Genomic DNA, 19,734 nt, shown 5'->3' on the forward strand with positions numbered 1-19,734 from the left:
CCCCGGCGCAGAACGACCCGGCCGCACGGGAATCGGCCCGCGTCTGACCGTCCCGTGTACCGGAGGGCCGCCCGTGCCGAGCACGGGCGGCCCTCGCCCCGTACCCCCGACAGGAACCGGTGATGATCGCCAACTGGCAGCGACACGTACGAAGCAGTCCCCGCGCCCAGGACACGACAACGGCCCTGCTGCTGTTCGCCGTCTCCTTCCCCGGCAGCCTGTACGTCGCCACCGGCTCCCCCGACCCGGCCGCCCCGTGGTGGACCGCCGCGCTCCTGTCCTGTGTCTCCTGCACCGCCCTGCTCTTCCACCGCGACCACCCGCGCAGCGCACTGGCCCTGACCACCGCCGCTGCCGTGACCTCGGCCGCGCAGGGCCGGCTGCTCACCGTGCTGTCGCTGGGCCCGCTCATGGTGGCGCTCTACTCGTTCGCCCTCCGCACCGAGCACAACGCCCTGCGCAGGAGCTACGCCTTCGGTGCCGCCGCACTCCTGATGACCACGGAACTCATCGCCGGGCCCGCCGACCGCCCGTTGGACCTCAAGACGGTCGGCCCCGCCGCCTGGGTGCTGATGCCGACGGCTCTGGGCAGCGCGGTCCGGCTCCGGCGCGCCCACCTGGACGCCGTCCGGGCCCGCGCCGAGCACGCCGAGCGCACCCGTGAGGAGGAGGCCAGGCGCCGGGTCGCCGAGGAGCGGCTGCGCATCGCCCGCGAGCTGCACGACGTCACCGCCCAGCACCTCGCCCTGGCCAACGCCCAGGCCGGCACCCTCGCCCACCTTCTGCGCGGCCAGCCCGACCAGGTCCACAAGATCCTCGCCGACCTCGCCACCACCACCTCCGCGGCGCTGCGCGAACTCAAGGCCACCGTCGGTCTGTTGCGGCACGAGGGCACCGAGAACACTGAAGACACCGAGGACGCCGAGGGCGCATCCCCGCCGACCGCTCCCGGACTCGCCCGCCTGGCCGACCTGACCGCCTCCTTCCGTTCCGCCGGTCTCGATGTCGCCGTCAGCACCGAGGGGGAACCCCGGCAGCTCACCCCGGCGGCGGATCTCACCGCGTTCCGGATCGTGCAGGAAGCGCTCACCAACGTCACCAAACACGCGACCGCCAAGACCGCCCGGGTCCGGCTCGCCTACTCCCACGACCGGTTGACCCTCACGATCGCCGACGAGGGAGGCACCATCGGGTCTGCCCCGCCCACACCTCCGGTCCCGGGCGGCGGCTTCGGTCTCGTCGGCATGCGCGAACGCGCGCAGTCCGTGGGCGGCCGTCTCCGGGCCGGGCCCCGGCCCGGAGGCGGCTTCGAGGTCAGGGCCGAACTCCCGCTGGGCGAGACCGCCTTGACGATCCGTGAGACCGCCTTGGCGATCCGCTCCCGCCCTGACGCTAAACCGCCATCAGCGGCGCGTCCTTCTTCCACTTGAGGATCTTGTCGAAGCTGACCACCGCGCCGCCCCGCCCCGGCTCGTTGCCGATCTGGACGTGATCGGCGAGTTCCCGGATCAGGCAGAGCCCGCGGCCGTGCTCCGCGTCGCCGCGGACCGGGCGGAGTGCGGGACGCGCACGGCCCGGGGCGAAGCCCGGGCCGGAGTCGGAGACCTCGATGCGGCACTTCTCGCCGTCGAGGTAGGCGGTGACCCGATAGGCCTCGGACGCGGTACCAAGAGCGGCGTCGCCGCCGTGCTCCACGGCGTTGGCGCAGGCCTCGGTGAGGGCCACGGAGAGGTCGTACGAGACGTCCGGATCGACACCCGCCGTCTCCATCGTGCCGAGCAGCAGACGTCTGGCGAGCGGAACGCTCGCAGCCTCACGCCGCAAATGGAGTGACCACCAGATGCTCATGCTCCAGCCTCCCGGCCGCGGCTCGACATACCGTTACGTATTGCCGCAACCACCTGTGCGCAATCGCCTGCATGACGTGATGCCGCCCATATGGCGGATGCGCACGCGACAACGATCGGTGTATGTGCGGGTGGTTCAGCCCAGATCGTGATCTTCCGGACCAGGGCTCGCGGACCGTCATCTTGCGGACCTGCCGTAGGGAGCGGGCGGGTCGAGTGCGATGATGAGCCCGCCATGACTGCCCCCCACCAGCGCAGGGCGCGCTCCGGACACGAGCTCCGGATTCTGCGGGCCGCGGTGTTCGCCGCGGTCTGTGTCGTGCTGGCCGCGGCCGGTCATGGGCTCGCCTCCTGCGCCACCGTCCCGCTGTGGACGCTCGGCGCCGGATTCCTCGCGGTCTTCGCCGTCGCCGCCGCGCTGGCGGGACGGGAGCGTTCGCTGCCGGGTATCGCCGCGCTGCTCGCGGGCGGTCAGACCGCCCTGCACACGCTCTTCGGGCTCGCCGGGACCACTACGGCGGGCTCGGGCTCCATGTCGATGGCCGACACCTCACTCGTGGAACGCGCCGCACGCCTCGTGTGCGGCACGACCGCGGCAGCGATCAGCCCGGCTCAGGCCATGAAGATCCTCGCCGACGCACGGCTCGACACGGGCACGACCCCGTCCACGTCCATGGCCATGCCCCACTCCTCGGACGCGATGTCGGCCGCCACGGGGTCCTCGATGTCCGTGTGGCCGTCCCTGCCGATGCTGCTCGGCCACGTCCTCGCGGCCGTCGCCGCCGGCTGGGTGCTGCGCCGTGGTGATCTGGCGCTGCTGCGGCTGATGCGGCTGTCCGCGCACGGAGTCGCGGAAGGGGCGCTCGTACGATCCCTGCGCGGAGCGCTCGCGCTCGTACGCGCCCTGCGGGCCGGACTGCCCGGTGCGCCCGACGCGACACCGCGCGCCCGGCGCGCCGCGCTTCTGACGCCGCCCGAGCTTCGTACCGCCGAGCTCCAGCACAGCGTCGTCCGCCGCGGACCGCCTCACTCCAGCGCTTTCGTCCTCGCCGCCTGACACGACGCGCCACTCCGCCGGACCGATCCGAAGGATCCGTCCGGACCGATCCGAAGGATCCGAAGGGGATGCCGTCGTGCGGCACGCGCGCGCGCACGCGAAAACACCCCCAGGGGCCCGTCGCACCTGTCGCACGCGCACCCCTTCTCTTCTCATCGGACTGAAAGTGGAGTGCTCTCTTCCATGAAGGCTTCCCGTATCGCCGCCGCCGGTGCCGTCGCCGCCTCGGCCGTCCTCGCCGTCTCCGCCCCCGCCTTCGCGCACGTCAGCGTGCAGCCGGAGGGCGAGGCCGCCAAGGGCGGTTACGCCGTCGTCGACTTCAAGGTCCCCAACGAGCGCGACGACGCCTCGACCAACAAGGTCGAGGTGAACTTCCCGACCGACCACCCGCTCGCCTCCGTCATGCCGCAGCCCCTCGACGGCTGGTCGGTGAAGGTCACCAAGACCAAGCTGGCCAAGCCGCTCACGATGCACGGCGAGAAGATCTCCGAGGCCGTCAGCAAGGTCACCTGGACCGCCACCGGCAAGGGCATCGAGCCGGGCTTCTTCCAGAAGTTCCCGCTCTCCGTCGGCGCGCTCCCCGAGGACACCGACGAGCTCGTCTTCAAGGCGATCCAGACGTACGACAACAAGGAGGTCGTGCGCTGGATCGAGCCGCAGCAGGAGGGCCAGGAGGAGCCCGAGAACCCGGCTCCGGTGCTCACGCTCTCCGAAGCGTCCGCGGACGGCCACCACGGGTCCTCCGGTTCCGCCAAGGATGCCTCCGACACCTCGACGGCGGCCCCCGCCTCGTCCACCTCCGCCTCCTCCGCGGACAGCAGTGACACCACCGCGCGCGTCCTCGGTGTCGTCGGCATCGTCGTCGGCGCGGCGGGCGTGGCGTACGGCGTTCTGGCCGGCCGTCGGCGCACCGAGGCCTGAGGCCCACCGCACCCCTCTTTGTGCACCGGTAGGTCGTACGCCCTCGTCAAAGAGGTCGTACGACCCCGGTGCACACCGGAGCCCTCACATCTGGGACATTTTTCTATGCGCAAGACGACGTATGCCGCGGCCGCCCTGTTCGCCGCCGCCGCACTGACCCTTTCCGCCTGTGGCAGCGGCGACGACAGCAACAAGCCGGTCGCCGACGTGTCCGCCGAGGCCGGCACGGGCAAGGCCGCCACGGTCCTCGACAAGGCGTTCGAGAAGCCCGACCTCGTCCTCACCGACACGAACGGCAAGAAGTACGACTTCCGGGCCGAGACCAAGGGCGTCCCGACGCTGATCTACTTCGGCTACACCCACTGCCCCGACGTCTGCCCGACGACGATGAGCAACCTCGCCGTCGCCAAGAAGCAGCTGCCCAAGGCCGAACAGGACAAGTTCAAGGTCGTGTTCGTCACCACCGACCCGGCCCGCGACACCCCCGCCGCGCTCGGCAAGTGGCTCAAGGGGATCGACCCCACCTTCGTCGGCCTCACCGGCGACTTCCCCACCATCCAGGCGGGCGCCCGCACCCTGGGCATCTCCATCGAGCCGACGGCGAAGGACAAGAACGGCAAGCTCGTCTCGGTGCACGGCACCCAGGTCATCGCGTTCTCGCCGAAGACCGACGGGGGCTATGTGATCTACGGCGAGGACGCCACCGTCGACGACTACACCAAGGACCTCCCCAAGCTCATCAAGGGAGAGAATCCGTGAGCCGTCCCGGAGCCCCTTCGAGGCGCCTCGCGGGACGCGTGGCGCTGACGGCCACGGCGCTGGCGCTGGCGCTGGCGGGCTGCGGCTCCGACGACTCCCCCTCGAACAACGCGGGCAAGCCCGAACTGAAGATCACCGGCGCCTACATGCCCGCCCCCGTCATGGACACCATGGCGGCGGGCTTCTTCACCGTCACCAACTCCGGCGGCGCCGACACCCTGACCTCCGTCACCAGCGACCTCGCCCCCGACGTCACGCTGCACTCCACCAAGGGCGGCGCGATGGAGGAGCAGAAGTCGTTCGCCGTGCCCGCCGACGGGTCACTCGACTTCGCGAGCGGCGGCAACCACCTCATGTTCGAAAAGCTGACCCACAAGCCTCTGGAGGGCGAGAAGGTGTCGGTGACGCTGCACTTCACCAAGGCGGGCGCGGTGAAGGTCTCCATGCCGGTGAAGTCCGCGACGTACAACCCCAAGACCGGGCACTGAGGGAGGGATCACCGTGACACAGGCCATCGCTCCCCGTGCGGCTGCCACCACCACTGGAGGGGTCGCTTTTCGGGTACGGGTACTGCTGTTGCTGCTCCTCGCCGTGATCGGCGCGGTCCTGGCCGGCGCGGCGCCCGCCTCCGCGCACGCCGCGCTGACCGGCAGCGACCCCCAGCAGGGAGCGGTGGTCAGCCAGGCACCCACCCAGGTCTCGCTGACGTTCTCCGAGAAGGTCGCGATGTCCGACGGCTCGGTGCGCGTGCTCGACCCCAAGGGCAAGCGCGTCGACACCGGCAAGGCGACCGACCTGGGCGGCACCACCTACGGCGTGAAGCTCCACTCGGGGCTGCCCGACGGCACGTTCACCGTCACCTACCAGGTGGTGTCGGCGGACAGCCATCCCGTCTCGGGCGCCTTCACCTTCTCCGTCGGCGCGCCCTCGCAGACCTCCGTCGCGCTCTCCGACCCTGCCGTGGGCGGCGGAGTCGTCGGCGCGCTCTATGGGGTCGGGCGGTATGTCTCGTACGCCGGATTCATCCTTCTGGTGGGTGGCGCGGCCTTCGTACTGGCCTGCTGGCAGCGCGGCGCCGGGGTCCGTCCGGTGCAACGGCTCGTGGTCTCCGGGTGGCTCGCGCTGACCGGCGCCACCCTCGCGCTGCTGCTCCTGCGCGGTTCCTACGTCGGCTCCGGCAAGGTCGGCGACATCTTCGACCTGACGCTGCTCGGGCAGGTGCTGCAGACCAAGTCGGGCGCGGCACTGGTCTCGCGGCTACTGCTGCTCGCCGCGGGCGCGCTGTTCATCGCGGTGCTCTTCGGGGCGTACGCGCGGCGGGACGAGGCCGACGTGACCGACGCGTCCGGCAAAGGCGACGGGTCCGACAAGGGCGGTGTCGATGTCGATGCCGAGAAGAGGGACCTCACCTTCGGGCTCGCGATCGGCGGCGCCGTCGTCGCGGCGGGCCTGGCGGCGAGCTGGGCGATGGCCGAGCACGCCTCCACCGGTATCCAGGCGGGCCTCGCGATGCCCGTCGACGTGCTGCACCTGCTGGCGGTCGCCGTCTGGCTGGGCGGCCTGTCGACGCTGCTCGTGGCGCTGTTCCGGGCGCCCGCCGAGACACAGATCGACGTGGTGGCCGTACGGCGCTTCTCGCGTCTCGCGTTCGGCAGCGTGACCGTGCTGGCCGCGACCGGGATCTACCAGTCCTGGCGCCAGGTCGGCTCGTGGTCGGCGCTGACCGGAACGTGGTACGGGCAGTTGCTGCTCATCAAGATCGGCCTGGTGGCGGTCCTCGTCGGCCTCGCGTGGATCTCGCGGCGCTGGACGGCCCAGCTGTCCGAGGCGCCGCAGACGAAGGCCATGGCGACGGCCGGGGCCAAGGCCGGGGCGAAGGCTCTCGCCGAACTGCGGACGAAGCAGCCGACGAAGGTGCCCGCGAAATCCAGGGACTCCAGCTCTGAGGGCTCGGATTCCACGGACTCGGATTCCAGGGGCGCCAACTCCGGGGGCTCGCACTCCGCGGGCTCGAACTCCGGAAACTCCCGGCGCGCCGCTCAACTCGCCCGGCAGCAGGCCGCCGTGGCCACCGCGCGTCAAAAGCGCCTCCGCGACGCCGACCCGGCCCGGGCGGGCCTACGCCGCTCGGTGCTCGCCGAGGCCGGCGTCGCCGTCGTCCTGCTGGCCGTGACGACCGTGCTGACGTCCACCGAGCCGGGGCGCACGGAGGAGGCGGCCCAGCAGGCCACCTCGTCCTCCTCGCAGCGGTCCGGGCCGCTCTCCCTGAAGCTCCCGTTCGACACGGGCGGCCAGGACGGCAAGGGCACCGCGGAGGTCACCCTCGACCCGGCCCGCGTCGGCGGCAATGAGATGCACGTCTTCGTGGAGCGACCGAACGGCAAGGCCTTCGACGTCCCCGAGGTGAAGGTCGCCTTCACCCTGGCGGCCAAGAAGATCGGCCCGCTGCCCGTGACCCCCGACCGCATCGCCACCGGCCACTGGTCGGCGATCGGGGTGCAGATCCCCATGGCGGGCGACTGGGAGATCGCGGTGACCGTGCGCACCTCCGACATCGACCAGACGACCGTCTCCAAGAACGCGAAGATCGGCTGAACCTCACCATGGCTGACCAGCCCACTCCGGAAGCCACCACGGAAAAGACCCCTCCAGGAGAGGCCGTTTCCCAGAAGCCCTCTTCTGGCGGGGTCTTTTCCCGGCGCCGGCTCCTCGGCACCGCCGGTGCCACCGGACTCGCCCTGGGCGCGGCCGGAGGTGCCGCCGGGTACGCGGCAGCGCCCGCCGCCGACAAGGCCGCGCCCCTGACCACGCTCGGCGCGGACACGGTGATGTTTCACGGGAAACATCAGCCCGGCATCACCACCGCTCTCCAGGCCCGTGGCCACCTCGTCGCCTTCGACCTGGCCGCGGGCGCGGGCCGCAAGGAGGCCGCCGCACTGCTGCGGCGCTGGTCGACGACGGCCCAGCGGCTGATGGCGGGCGAGGCTGCCGCGCAGGACGACACGGACGTCGCCCGTGACGCCGGACCGTCGTCCCTGACGGTCACCTTCGGCTTCGGAAACAGCTTCTTCGCCCGGACGGACCTGGAGAAGCAGCGCCCGGTCGCCCTCGACCCACTGCCCGACTTCTCCTCCGACCACCTCGACAAGACGCGCAGCAACGGCGACCTGTGGGTGCAGATCGGCGCCGACGACGCCCTGGTCGCCTTCCATGCCCTGCGCACGCTCCAGAAGGACGCGGGCAGCGCGGCCCGGGTGCGCTGGCAGATGAACGGCTTCAACCGCTCGCCCGGCGCCACGGCCCAGCCGATGACGGCCCGCAACCTGATGGGCCAGATCGACGGCACCCGCAATCCGAAGCCGTCCGAGTCCGACTTCGACCGGCGCATCTTCGTGCCGGCCGCCGGCGACCCGGCCTGGATGGTGAACGGCTCCTACGCCGTCGTACGCCGCATCCGGATGCTCCTGGACGACTGGGAGAAGCTGTCGATCAAGGCCCAGGAGGACGTCGTAGGGCGGAAGAAGTCCACCGGGGCGCCGCTGACCGGTGGCGCGGAGACGACCGCGATGAACCTCGACAAGACCGACGCCGACGGCAACCTGGTCGTCCCCCTGAACGCGCACGCCCGGATCACCCGGCCCGACCAGAACGGCGGCGCCGCGATGCTGCGCCGCCCGTTCTCCTTCCACGACGGCTTCGACACGGACGGGGTGCCCGACGCGGGCCTGCTCTTCGTCTGCTGGCAGGCGGATCCGCTGCGTGGCTTCGTCCCGGTGCAGCGCAAGCTCGATCGCGGCGACGCCCTGTCGACCTTCATCCGCCACGAGGCGAGCGGGCTGTTCGCGGTGCCGGGCGGGGCAGCGGAGGGGGAGTACGTGGGGCAACGGCTGCTGGAAGGGTGATCCGTGCGGGACGGGGCCCATTAGGGTGACGGGTATGTCGGCGACGCGCTACACCTATCTCGGCCCCGAGGGAACGTTCACCGAGGCCGCCCTCCGTACGCTCCCGGAAGCCGCGACACGGGAGCTGGTACCCATGGTGTCCGTGCCGGCCGCGCTCGACGCCGTGCGCGCGAGCGAGGCCGCGGGCGCCCTCGTCCCGATCGAGAACTCGGTCGAGGGCGGTGTCACCGCCACCCTCGACGAGCTCGCCAAGGGCGAGCCGCTGATGATCTACCGCGAGGTCGTCCTGCCGATCGCCTTCGCCCTGCTGGTCAGGCCCGGCACGGCCCTGAAGGACATCAAGACGGTCACCGGCCACCCGATCGCCCAGCCGCAGGTACGCAACTGGCTCGGCGCCCACCTGCCGAACACCGTGTGGGAGTCGGCGGCCTCGAACGCGGACGGTGCCCGGCTGGTCCAGGAGGGCCGGTACGACGCGGCCTTCGCGGGCGAGTTCGCGGCGGCGACCTACGGGCTCGAGCCGCTGGTCACCGAGATCCACGACGCGGCGAACGCCGAGACCCGCTTCGTACTGGTCGGCCGTCCGGCCCGGCCCGCGGCCCCGACCGGCGCCGACAAGACGTCCGTGGTCATCTGGCTCGGCGACGACCACCCGGGTGCGCTGCTCGAACTGCTCCAGGAGTTCGCCGTGCGCGGCGTCAACCTGATGCGGATCGAATCACGGCCGACCGGCCAGGGCATCGGCAACTACTGCTTCTCCGTGGACGCCGAGGGCCACATCACCGACCGCCGTGTGGGCGAGGCGCTGATGGGCCTCAAACGCATCAGCCCCCAGGTGCGCTTCCTCGGGTCCTATCCGCGGGCCGGGGTCGCCCTGGAGGGCGTACGGCCGCTGCGGCCCGGGACGTCGGACAGTGCGTTCTCGGCGGCGTCGGACTGGCTGGCACGCTGCCAGGACGGACGGTTCTAGAGCGGATCAGGCCCCTTCGGGTTCCCGCGTCGGCGGCTCGTCGGCGCGGGCTTTTCCACTGCTCTTCTCCGCATTCCACCAGTCCTACCTGCCGATTTTCGTCATCCACAGACGTTATCCACAGGTGTGCTTCTCGACCTGGGGACAAGTCGACAACGAAGCATTGCATCATCGACAAATCGGCCTACAGGGCCCAAGTTCGTCCACAGCCCCGCACGTCACCCCTCGTCCACTCTTTTCCCTTGATCAATCCTTTGGAGCGAAGCATTTCCACTCGAACGTGGGTGTACGGATGGTTTGACCCGGGAATTCTTCGCCCCACATGCGGCTTTCGGAACGATCACCTCCGAAGTCCACAGATCTTCCGCACAGCCTGTGGATAACTCTGCGGGAGCGTGGATCCCTGTGGACAACCCCTCCTCAAGTACCGCTCCCCACAAGGGAATCCAGTCAACCCCCTGATTACCGTCTGCCCCGTTTCAGGGAGTACCGTCCCTTTTATTGACGCGGATCGGCACTCATGGGTGATCATTGGCGATCAAGGAATATCGATACGGCATTTCACTCATAACGTCACAGAAGTGACGGAGCGGAATATCGAGTCGATGGCCGGAAGCGCGCACCGGTAGCCTTGAGGGGTGATTGACCTTCGCCTGCTCCGTGAGGACCCCGACCGTGTTCGCGCCTCCCAGCGCGCCCGTGGAGAGGACGTCGCCCTCGTCGACTCCCTCCTCTCCGCCGACGAGCGGCGCAGGTCGTCCGGCGTCCGCTTCGACGAGCTCCGATCCGAGCAGAAGTCGCTCGGAAAGCTGATCCCCAAGGCATCCGGCGACGAGAAGGCCGAGCTGCTGAAGAAGGCCGGGGAGCTCGCCGCCGCCGTCAAGACCGCCGACGCCGAACAGCACGAGGCGGACGAGGAGACCAAGCGTCTGCTCCTCCAGCTCGGCAACCTGGTCCACCCGGACGTCCCGGTCGGCGGCGAGGAGGACTTCGTCGTCCTGGAGACGCACGGCACGATCCGCGACTTCGGTGCCGAGGGCTTCGAGCCCAAGGACCACCTGGAGCTCGGCGAGGCGCTCGGCGCCATCGACGTCGAGCGGGGCGCCAAGGTCTCCGGCTCGCGCTTCTACTACCTGACGGGTGTCGGCGCGCTCCTGGAGCTCGCCCTCGTCAACGCGGCGATCGCGCAGGCCACCGAGGCCGGCTTCACCCCGATGCTGACCCCGGCCCTGGTCCGCCCGCGCGCCATGGAGGGCACCGGCTTCCTCGGCCAGGCCGCGGAGAACGTGTACCACCTGGAGAAGGACGACTACTACCTGGTCGGCACCTCCGAGGTCCCGCTCGCGGCGTACCACATGGACGAGATCCTCGACGCCGACCAGCTCCCGATGCGCTACGCCGGCTTCTCGCCGTGCTTCCGCCGCGAGGCCGGCACCTACGGCAAGGACACCCGCGGCATCTTCCGCGTGCACCAGTTCGACAAGGTCGAGATGTTCTCGTACGTCGACCCCGCGGACGCGGAGAACGAGCACAAGCGGCTCCTGGACTGGGAGAAGCAGTGGCTGACCGGCCTCGAGCTGCCCTTCCAGGTCATCGACGTGGCCTCGGGCGACCTCGGTTCCTCGGCGTCCCGCAAGTTCGACTGCGAGGCGTGGATCCCGACCCAGGGCAAGTACCGCGAGCTGACCTCGGCCTCGAACTGTGACGGCTTCCAGGCCCGCCGCCTGTCCGTGCGCATGCGCGACGGCAAGAAGGTCCAGCCGCTCGCCACGCTGAACGGCACGCTGTGTGCCGTCCCGCGCACGATCGTGGCGATCCTGGAGAACCACCAGCTGGCCGACGGCTCCGTGCGGGTGCCCGAGGTGCTGCGTCCGTACCTGGGCGGCCGTGAGGTGCTGGAGCCGATCTCCAAGTGACCGCCGCCGCCGGGTCGACCGGTCCGACCGGATCCACCGGTCCGACCGGATCGTTCCCCTACAAGCTCGTCGCGACCGACCTCGACGGCACGCTGCTGCGTTCCGACGAGACGGTCTCGGAGCGCACGCGTGAGGCACTCGCCGCGGTGACCGCGGCGGGCGCCGCGCACATCGTCGTCACCGGGCGCGCGGTGCCCTGGACCCGGCACATCCTCGACGACCTCGGCTACGCGGGCCTCGCGGTGTGCGGCCAGGGCGCACAGGTGTACGACGCGGGGGAGCATCGGCTGCTCACCTCGGTGACGCTGGACCGGCAGCTGGCCGGGCTCGCGCTCGCCAAGATCGAGGCGGAGGTCGGCCCGCTGCTGCTGGCCGCGAGCCGCGACGGGCTCGACGGCGAGGTGCTGGTCGGCCCCGGCTACCGCAGGCAGGACGGTTCGCTCCCGGTCGTCCCGATCAGGGACGTGACGGACCTCTGGTCGGCCCCTCTGAACAAGGTGTACGTGCAGCACCCCACGCTCTCCGACGACGAACTGGCCGCGGTGGCCGCCAAGGTCGCGGGCGGCCTGGTCGGCGTCACCATGGCGGGCGCGGGGATAGTGGAACTCCTTCCCCTCGGCCTCTCCAAGGCCACGGGGCTGTCCCTCGCCGCCCGTCGGCTCGGTGTGAAGGCCGCGGACACGATCGCCTTCGGTGACATGCCCAACGACATCCCGATGTTCGCCTGGGCGGCTCGCGGCGTGGCGATGGCGAACGCCCACGACGAGCTCAAGGCTGTCGCGGACGAGGTGACGTCCTCGAGCGAGGAGGACGGCATCGCGGTGGTGCTGGAGCGGTTGCTGGGTTAGCGGGTGAGGGCACGGCCTGCGGGCGCCGGCTGCCCCGTCGGGCCCCGACTCTGCCGAGTCCCTGTGACAACGTCTCGCGGAGGATGCGCGGATCGAACGCGCGCGGGGTTGACCCCGACCACGGCTTAGCAAGCCGGTGCCTTACCTCTCGGCCAATCCTCCGGGTGGGCGGCCCGCGCGGCGTACGCGCGCTCGAAGCGGCCGCCCCGGGCAGCCCCCCGTGCGGGCGGGCTCCACGGAGGGGTAACTACTCCTGAGCCTGCCGCGGGCTGCCCTGTAGGGAGCTCGACGGACTGCTACTCATGGGCATCGTCGCGCTCCTCTCCCAGAACGTGGCGCCGACTCGATGCGGCGACGTGGACATAACTACTGTGCCCGTACGCCGACTTGGGCGCCACTGAATAAAGCCGCCCCTCAAAGGGGGCGTCGGCGGCTCAAGGGGGGTTATCGGCGGCGCCACCTGCGCCGACGTGCCTTGCTGAAGAACCACCCCGCGGGCGGCTCGTCGGAGCGCCAGGGCTGCGGGTCGGGTCCCCCTTCGCGCCAGCGGGCGGCGAGCATACGGGCGCGGGCGGACGGCTCGGTCGTCTCCGCCGACCGTATGAAGCTCTCGTCAAGTACGAGGCCGTCCCAGACGTCCTCGGTCTCCCTCTGTCCCTCACCTTGCGGTTCCGCCATCCCCGTTCCTCCTAGCCGCGCGTCCCTCTGCCCAGTGTGCCGGGACAGAGGTGAAGCCACTGTCAAGAAAAAAGGGGGGCGCCACCCGCGCGTGCTTGGCGACAACCGGCACGCGCGCGTGGCACCCCCGGCTCACTCCTCGCCGGCCAGCGTCAGCGACCGCAGCCGCTGCCCGGCGTACCAGGTGGCGAGCACGGTGACCACGACCAGGAGCACCGTCGCGGTGGGCAGGCCCACGTCCGAGGTGACGAGGTCGCCGCCGGTGACCTTGTGGCCCACGGCGAGCGCCCACTGCTGGACGCTGAGCGTGCGCGCGCCGGACACCAGCGACCCGAACAGGGCCTCCCAGACCAGCGCGTAGACGAGCCCGAACACCACCGCGTGCCGGGTGACCGTCCCGAGCAGCAGGAACAGCGCGGCGTACGCGATCGAGGCGACCAGCGCCGCCACGGTGTAGGCGACGGCGACCTGCTGGCCGTTGCCGTTCAGGATCATGCCCGCGATGAACGTCGGCAGGGCGGAGAACGCCATGGTGACGGCGATCGCGACGATCAGCTTGGTGAAGATGATCGTCGGCCGCTTCAGGGGCTTGGCCAGCAGATACACCACCGAGCCGTCGTCGATCTCGGGGCCGATCGCGCCGGTGCCGGCGATGACGCCGATGATCGGCACCATCGTGGCGAGCGCGAAGCCGCCGAGCAGGTCCGATGCCACCTGGTCGTCGGCTCCGGCGAAGCTGCGTACGGCCGCGGAGATCACGATGAGCAGGACGGGCAGCGCACTGAGAATGAGGGCCCGGCGGCGGCCGAGCAGGGCTCGATAGGTGAGCCGGGCGACTGTGGGGTCGTACATCTTGGCCTCCTACGCCGCGACGAGATACGAGAAGACGGACTCGAGGGACTCGTCGGACGGCGAGACCGTGAGCAGCCGGATGCCGTGCTCGCGCGCGACGCGCGGCAGCAGCGCGGTGAACCGGCCGAAGTCGACCGCCTGGATGCGCAACGCGCCCTCGGCCAGGTCCACTTCGATGCCGGACGTCGACGGATCGGCGATCAGCGCGGCGGCCAGTGCCCGGTCGTCGCTGGAGCGCACCAGGTAGCGGTGCGGGCGGTCGGTCATCAGGCGCCGGATGCGGCGGAAGTCGCCGCTGGCCGCGTGCCGTCCCGCGACGATCACCTCGATGTGGGCGGCGAGCTGTTCGACCTCTTCGAGGATGTGGGACGAGAACAGCACCGTGCGGCCCTCGTCGCCCATGCGGCGCAGCAGGTCCATGAGTTGCATGCGCTGGCGCGGGTCCATGCCGTTGAAGGGCTCGTCGAGCAGCAGCAGGGACGGGTCGTGGACGAGCGCGGAGGCCATCTTCACGCGCTGCCGCATGCCCTTGGAGTACGTCGAGATCTTGCGGTCCTGCGCGTACTCCATCTCGACCGTGGCGAGCGCCCGCTGGGCGGCCTTCGCTCCGAGGCCGTGCAACTCGGCGTTGGCGACGACGAATTCCTGGCCCGTGAGGAAGTCGTACATCGCCTCGCGCTCCGGGACGATGCCGATGTGCTTGTAGATCTCTTCGTTGCGCCAGACCTGTCGGCCGTCGAGGGTGACGGTGCCGGTGGAGGGGGCGAGGAAGCCGCCCATCATGTTGATGAGGGTGGATTTCCCGGCGCCGTTCGGGCCGAGCAAGCCGGTGACGCCGGGGCCGATCGTCATCGTGATGTCGTTGACCGCCACCACGTTGCCGAACCAGCGCGAGACATGGTCGATGTTGAGCGTGGTCACAGCCCGACCTTTCGGTAGCGGCGCATCAGGAGGCCGTAGGAGCCCGCGATGAGCCCCAGGACGACGACGAGGTAGACGACTCCCTGTCCGGACGAGGGGCCCTCCCCGCCGGGGAAGGCGGAGGTGGCGCCGAGGAAGGCCGTCTGCACCCCGTCGATGAGCGTGATGGGAGAGAAGAGGCCGAGCCAGGGCACGGCCGAGGAGCTGGACTGTTCGAAGGCGATGGCCTGGACGGTCGACACGGCTCCGTAGGAGATGGTCAGCGCAGCGATGACGGCCGCGATGCCGAAGCCGCGGCGCGGGGTGACCGACGAGATGACCAGGCCGATCCCGGCGAAGAGAAGCGACAGCAGCGCCACGGAGACCAGCCCCTGTCCGAAGCCCTTCGTCTGGTCGGCGAAGTCGAGCTTCGCCAGAAGCGCCCCTACGTAGAGCACGATCAGCGGCGCGGCCGTCAGGACGAACAGCGCCGAGGCCAGCGCCGCGTACTTGGCGCGTACGTAGTCGACGGTCTCGATGGGGCGTGAGAAGTACAGCGGCACGGTCTTGAAGCGCAGGTCGCGCGAGACGGACTGCGGTCCCTGTGAGGCGACGTACAGGCCGATGACGGCCTGCATGATGACCGCGTAGCGCGTGTAGTCGACCGGCAGGGCCTTCGCCTTGGTGGCGACCGCGACGGCCACCATGATGAGTGCGGGGACGCACATCACCACGAAGAGCAGCATCGGCAGCACCTTGGACTTGACCGAGCGGCCCAGGCCGTAGGAGCCGCGCAGGGACTGCGAGTACAGCGAGCGGCGGGCGTAGGCGCGGCCCAGGCGCGGGCCGTCGTAGTGGCGGTAGCCGATGTCGTGGATCCGGGTCTGCTCACCGCGGGGGGTGAGGGACTGCTCAACTGCCATGGCCCACTGCCTCCTTCCGTACGCCCTGCACGTCCGTCCCGTCCGTCTGTTCCTCGCGGAAGACCTCCGCGATGTGGTGCCGGCGCTGTTCCATCCGGATCAGGCCGAGGCCGAGGTCGGCGACGACGTCGCGGACGAGGTCGTAGGTCTCCTCGCCCTCGGCGGTCAGCAGCAGGATGTGACCGGCGCCCGGCAGCCCGCTGCCGTCGTGGGTCTCGACCCCGCGCGCGTGGAGCGCCTCGCGGACCGCGCTGGTGCCGTCCGGGTGCTCGTCGGTGTCGGTGACCTCGATGGCGAGGGTCGTCGTGGTCTGGGTGAAGTCCGTGGTGGAGCTGGACCGCAGCAGCTTGCCGCCGTCGACGACCACGACGTGGTCGCAGGTGCGCTCCAGCTCGCCCAGCAGGTGCGAGGTGACCAGGACCGAGATCCCGAACTCGGTGTGGATACGGCGGATCAGGCCGAGCATCTCGTCGCGGCCGACCGGGTCGAGGCCGTTGGTCGGCTCGTCGAGGAAGACCAGCTGGGGGTCGTGGACGAGGGCCTGCGCGAGCTTGACGCGCTGCTTCATGCCCGTCGAGTAGCCACCGATGGGGCGGTAGCGCTCCTCGTACAGTCCGACGTGGCGCAGGGTGTCCGCGGTGCGCTCGCGGGCCGCGGCCGGCGGGAGCCCGGACATGCGCGCCATGTGGACGACGAACTCGGTGGCCGAGACGTCGGGGGGCAGGCAGTCGTGCTCGGGCATGTACCCGACCCGCTCGCGGATGGCGCCGCCTTGGGTGGCGACATCGAGTCCGAGCACTTCGGCGCGGCCCTCGGTGGCGGGGGAGAGACCCAGCAGGATCTTGATCAGTGTGGACTTGCCGGCTCCGTTGGCTCCGACGAGTCCGGTCACACCGGGTCCGACGTCCACGGAGAGCCGGTCAAGAGCGGTCACCCGTGGGTACCGCTTGCTCAGGCTTTCGGTCGCGATCACAGTCACGTTGTCGAAGGTAGTGGCGCACGCCACAGCGGTCGTCAACCCACGGAGCTGGATCCGCGTCAGACTCCAGTCGTACGGGCCCGTAGGGGTCCCCCTGAAGTCGAACAACCGGCGGGGGTCTATCCACATCGGACCGGTTGTCCACAGGTGCCGCGCAAGTCTATTGACGCAGCCTCTAACAACTGTCACATTCGCCAGTGTCACGTTACGGACACGTACCGTGCGGCGCTGGACGAAGGAGAAGTGACTCTCGTGACTCTCGAAGGCGCGCGCGAGCGCCGGGTGCGGACGGGCGGGATCGAGCTGTGCGTCGCCGAGCTGGGCGATCGGGCGAGGCCCACGGTGGTGCTCGTGCACGGCTATCCGGACTCCAAGGAGGTCTGGTCCGAGGTCGCGACCCGTCTCGCGGAGCGTTTCCACGTGGTGCTGTACGACGTCCGTGGCCACGGCGGATCGACGGCCCCGCAGCCACTGCGGGGCGGGTTCACTCTGGAGAAGCTGACGGACGACTTCCTGGCCGTCGTCGACGCGGTGAGCCCCGACCGCCCGGTGCACCTGGTGGGGCACGACTGGGGTTCGGTGCAGTCCTGGGAGTTCGTCACGGTCGCGCGCACCCAGGGCCGGATCGCCTCCTTCACCTCCATGTCCGGGCCGTCCCTCGACCACTTCGGCCACTGGATCAAGCAGCGTGTGCGGCGGCCCACCCCGCGCCGGGTCGGCCAGCTCCTCGGCCAGGGCGCCAAGTCCTGGTACGTGTATCTGCTGCACACGCCCGTGCTGCCGGAGCTCGCCTGGCGCGGCCCCCTCGGCAAGCAGTGGCCGAAGATCCTGCGGCGGGTCGAGAAGGTGCCCGCGGGGGACTATCCGACCTCCTCGCTGCCGACGGACGCGGCGCACGGCGCATGGCTGTACCGCGACAACGTACGGCCCCGGCTGAGCAGGCCACGCCCGGACGCCTACGCGCACGTGCCCGTGCAGCTCGTCACACCCCTGGGGGACGGGTTCCTCTCCGAGCGGCTCTACGACGACCTGGAGGAGTGGGCCCCGCAGCTGGTGCGTCGCACCCTCCCGGACAAACACTGGATCCCGCGTACGCGGCCCGACCAACTGGCCTCCTGGATCGCGGACTTCGTGCGCGCCAACGAGGACGGCGTGCCGGTGCGGGACACCATCGCCTCGGGCAGGTACGCCGACCGGTTCGGCGGGCAGCTCGTGCTGGTCACCGGCGCGGGCAGCGGCATCGGGCGGGCCACCGCCCTGGCGTTCGCCGAGGCCGGCGCGCGCGTGGTGGCCGTCGACCGGGACGCGGAGGGCGCGGCGCGCACGGCGGAGATGTCCCGGCTGATCGGCTCCCCCGAAGCGTGGGCCGAGACGGTCGACGTCTCCGACGAGCAGGCCATGGAGAAGCTCGCCGAAAGGGTCGCCGGCGCGTACGGCGTGGTGGACGTGCTGGTGAACAACGCCGGGATCGGACTGTCCGGGTCCTTCTTCGACACGACTCCGGAGGACTGGAAGAAGGTTCTCGACGTCAATCTGTGGGGCGTGATCCACGGCTGCCGGCTCTTCGGCAGGCAGATGGCCGAGCGTGGGCAGGGCGGCCACATCGTCAACACCGCGTCGGCGGCGGCGTACCTGCCCTCGAAGGCGCTGCCCGCCTACAGCACCTCGAAGGCGGCCGTGCTGATGCTCAGCGAGTGCCTGCGCGCGGAGTTGGCCGGGCAGGGCATCGGCGTCTCGGCGATCTGCCCGGGTTTCGTGAACACGAACATCACCTCGACCGCGCACTTCGCCGGGGTGGACGCGAGCGAGGAGAAGCGCCGCCAGAAGAAGTCGGCGCGGCTGTACGGGCTGCGCAACTACCCGCCGGAGAAGGTGGCCGACGCGATCCTGCGCGCGGTCGTCCGCAACCAGGCGGTCGTGCCCGTCACCCCCGAGGCGCGCGGTGGGCGCCTGATGTCCCGGCTGGCGCCGAGGGCGCTTCGCGCGTTCGCGCGGATGGAGCCACCGCTGTGAGGTTCGTGGGCGCCTGCAACAGGGCTGTACGCAAGGGCCTGTTGCCCACTCGGGAGGAGCTCGGCACGGCCATGTCCCGCTGTCCGCGGCGGTCGTACCATCCCTCGCAGGAGGGCTCGCCGCGCGGGGCCGTCGCGTAGTACCCAGGGGGTCGGGAGGCAGGCAGCGTGAACGACGAGCCGGTCCGGGTCGCGTACCGCATCGAGGATCTGTCGCATCACAGCGGCGCCACGGTCCGGACGATCCGCGCCTACCAGGACCGCGGGCTGCTCCCCCGCCCCGAGCGGCGCGGTCGCGCCAACGTGTACGCGGACGCGCATCTGGCCCGGCTGCGGCAGATCGCCGACCTCCTGGACCGCGGCTACACCCTGGCCTCCATCAAGGAACTCCTGGAGGCCTGGGACGCGGGCCGGGGGCTGGGCGGGATCCTCGGGCTGGTCGCGGAGGTCGACGGACCGTGGACCGACGAGGAGGCCGTGCGCATGTCGCGGGCCGAGCTGGACGAGCGGTTCGGTGGCAGTCCGGACGACGCGGCGGTGGCGGAGGCGGTGGAGCTCGGAGTGCTGGAGCGCGTCCCCGGCGAGGGCGAGGTGTACCTGGTCCCGAGCCCTCAAGAGCTGGCCGTGGCAGTGGAGTTGTATACGGCGGGCGTTCCGCTGTCCGCGATCTCGGGCCATCTGCGGGAGTTGAGGGGCAAGGTCGAGCACATCGCCGCGCGTTTCCTGGAGTTCACGACCGAGCACGTCTTCGCGCGCTACCTCGGTGAGCATCCGCCGAGCGACGCGGAAGCGGCCGAAGCGGCCGCCCTGGTACGCCGTCTGCGACCGCTCGCGCAGCAGACGGTGGACGCGGAACTGGCCCGCGCCATGCGGCTGTTCGCGACGCGACACCTGCGTGAACGTCTTGGGGCGGGGTCGTCCCAAGACGCTATGGACGAGACGTGTTCCGTTCAGCTCCCGGTCGCCACAATGCGGGCCTTGGAGACCCTGGTTGGATCCGAGCAGGTGGCGGCCTTCGTCGCGGCTTCCGTCGAACGAGAGGTCCAGGCCAGGACATTGGACCATCTCACCTCAAATTACAACAATCACAATACTGTTGATGAAACGCCCTAAATCTCCCGCGCGTTGTCCACAGATTCGTCAATTCGCCTGTGGATAACCGGACTTGCT

18 protein-coding genes, 1 tRNA gene and 1 pseudogene are annotated in these 19,734 nt (G+C 70.4%); 13 read left to right on the top strand and 7 right to left on the bottom strand.

Annotated features, from left to right (window positions below; translation table 11 throughout):
• Positions 1-122 precede the first annotated feature (122 nt).
• Complete coding sequence (locus ACZ7M3_RS23705) at positions 123-1,430, top strand: sensor histidine kinase (RefSeq protein ID WP_472065608.1); 1,308 nt, start codon at positions 123-125, stop codon at positions 1,428-1,430.
• Here the strand turns inward: ACZ7M3_RS23705 and ACZ7M3_RS23710 are convergent.
• Complete coding sequence (locus ACZ7M3_RS23710; RefSeq protein ID WP_388515325.1) at positions 1,393-1,848, bottom strand: ATP-binding protein; 456 nt, start codon at positions 1,846-1,848, stop codon at positions 1,393-1,395. The genes ACZ7M3_RS23705 and ACZ7M3_RS23710 overlap by 38 nt on opposite strands.
• A gap of 234 nt (positions 1,849-2,082) precedes the next feature.
• Between ACZ7M3_RS23710 and ACZ7M3_RS23715 the strand changes: the two genes are divergently transcribed.
• From ACZ7M3_RS23715 to ACZ7M3_RS23755, 9 genes are all read left to right on the top strand, one after another.
• Positions 2,083-2,904 carry a hypothetical protein gene (locus tag ACZ7M3_RS23715; protein WP_472065609.1) on the top strand — a complete coding sequence of 274 codons (822 nt, stop codon included), beginning with the start codon at positions 2,083-2,085 and terminating at the stop codon, positions 2,902-2,904.
• 183 nt (positions 2,905-3,087) lie between these two features.
• Positions 3,088-3,825, top strand: a complete 738-nt coding sequence (locus ACZ7M3_RS23720; RefSeq protein WP_472065610.1) for a YcnI family copper-binding membrane protein — start codon at positions 3,088-3,090, stop codon at positions 3,823-3,825.
• 105 nt (positions 3,826-3,930) lie between these two features.
• The gene (locus ACZ7M3_RS23725) at positions 3,931-4,584 is read left to right on the top strand and encodes an SCO family protein (RefSeq protein WP_355311612.1); all 654 of its coding nucleotides are present in this window, start codon (positions 3,931-3,933) and stop codon (positions 4,582-4,584) included.
• Positions 4,581-5,072, top strand: a complete 492-nt coding sequence (locus ACZ7M3_RS23730) for a copper chaperone PCu(A)C (protein WP_472065611.1) — start codon at positions 4,581-4,583, stop codon at positions 5,070-5,072. Before ACZ7M3_RS23725 ends, ACZ7M3_RS23730 begins: the two co-directional genes overlap by 4 nt.
• Positions 5,073-5,085: 13 nt before the next feature.
• The gene (locus tag ACZ7M3_RS23735; protein WP_472065612.1) at positions 5,086-7,179 is read left to right on the top strand and encodes a copper resistance CopC/CopD family protein; all 2,094 of its coding nucleotides are present in this window, start codon (positions 5,086-5,088) and stop codon (positions 7,177-7,179) included.
• 8 nt (positions 7,180-7,187) lie between these two features.
• A complete protein-coding gene (efeB, locus tag ACZ7M3_RS23740) occupies positions 7,188-8,486 on the top strand; it encodes an iron uptake transporter deferrochelatase/peroxidase subunit (protein ID WP_472065613.1) in 1,299 nt (432 codons plus the stop codon).
• A 34-nt stretch (positions 8,487-8,520) separates the two neighbouring features.
• Positions 8,521-9,456: a prephenate dehydratase gene (pheA, locus tag ACZ7M3_RS23745; protein WP_472065614.1), complete on the top strand. Its 936-nt coding sequence runs from the start codon at positions 8,521-8,523 to the stop codon at positions 9,454-9,456.
• 638 nt (positions 9,457-10,094) lie between these two features.
• Positions 10,095-11,372 (top strand): serine--tRNA ligase, encoded by a 1,278-nt coding sequence (gene serS, locus ACZ7M3_RS23750; protein WP_452974499.1) that lies wholly within the window; start codon positions 10,095-10,097, stop codon positions 11,370-11,372.
• Positions 11,369-12,220: an HAD family hydrolase gene (locus ACZ7M3_RS23755; protein WP_472065615.1), complete on the top strand. Its 852-nt coding sequence runs from the start codon at positions 11,369-11,371 to the stop codon at positions 12,218-12,220. The genes serS and ACZ7M3_RS23755 overlap by 4 nt, the downstream gene beginning before the upstream one ends.
• A 77-nt stretch (positions 12,221-12,297) precedes the next feature.
• On the opposite strand, the gene ACZ7M3_RS23760 is transcribed toward ACZ7M3_RS23755, so the two are convergent.
• The 6 genes from ACZ7M3_RS23760 to ACZ7M3_RS23785 form a co-directional block, all read right to left on the bottom strand.
• A tRNA-Ser gene (locus ACZ7M3_RS23760) sits at positions 12,298-12,382 on the bottom strand.
• A gap of 282 nt (positions 12,383-12,664) precedes the next feature.
• Positions 12,665-12,898: an SGM_3592 family protein gene (locus ACZ7M3_RS23765; protein WP_054236924.1), complete on the bottom strand. Its 234-nt coding sequence runs from the start codon at positions 12,896-12,898 to the stop codon at positions 12,665-12,667.
• Between the two features lie 132 nt (positions 12,899-13,030).
• Complete coding sequence (locus ACZ7M3_RS23770; protein WP_452974506.1) at positions 13,031-13,750, bottom strand: ABC transporter permease; 720 nt, start codon at positions 13,748-13,750, stop codon at positions 13,031-13,033.
• A 9-nt stretch (positions 13,751-13,759) separates the two neighbouring features.
• Positions 13,760-14,671, bottom strand: a complete 912-nt coding sequence (locus tag ACZ7M3_RS23775; RefSeq protein ID WP_351309062.1) for an ABC transporter ATP-binding protein — start codon at positions 14,669-14,671, stop codon at positions 13,760-13,762.
• A complete protein-coding gene (locus ACZ7M3_RS23780) occupies positions 14,668-15,573 on the bottom strand; it encodes an ABC transporter permease subunit (RefSeq protein ID WP_067376827.1) in 906 nt (301 codons plus the stop codon). Before ACZ7M3_RS23780 ends, ACZ7M3_RS23775 begins: the two co-directional genes overlap by 4 nt.
• Positions 15,563-16,546, bottom strand: coding sequence for an ABC transporter ATP-binding protein (locus tag ACZ7M3_RS23785; protein ID WP_067377206.1), 984 nt, complete (start codon positions 16,544-16,546; stop codon positions 15,563-15,565). Before ACZ7M3_RS23785 ends, ACZ7M3_RS23780 begins: the two co-directional genes overlap by 11 nt.
• Positions 16,547-16,804: 258 nt before the next feature.
• Between ACZ7M3_RS23785 and ACZ7M3_RS23790 the strand changes: the two genes are divergently transcribed.
• From ACZ7M3_RS23790 to ACZ7M3_RS23800, 3 genes and pseudogenes are all read left to right on the top strand, one after another.
• Complete coding sequence (locus ACZ7M3_RS23790; protein WP_472065616.1) at positions 16,805-18,565, top strand: SDR family oxidoreductase; 1,761 nt, start codon at positions 16,805-16,807, stop codon at positions 18,563-18,565.
• Positions 18,566-18,582: 17 nt separating this feature from the next.
• Positions 18,583-18,705 (top strand): annotated as a pseudogene (locus ACZ7M3_RS23795) (metal-dependent hydrolase); the annotation flags it as partial.
• A 27-nt stretch (positions 18,706-18,732) separates the two neighbouring features.
• Positions 18,733-19,677 carry a MerR family transcriptional regulator gene (locus ACZ7M3_RS23800; RefSeq protein WP_472065617.1) on the top strand — a complete coding sequence of 315 codons (945 nt, stop codon included), beginning with the start codon at positions 18,733-18,735 and terminating at the stop codon, positions 19,675-19,677.
• Positions 19,678-19,734 lie beyond the last annotated feature (57 nt).

Source organism: Streptomyces sp. NPDC111656, assembly GCF_055656965.1.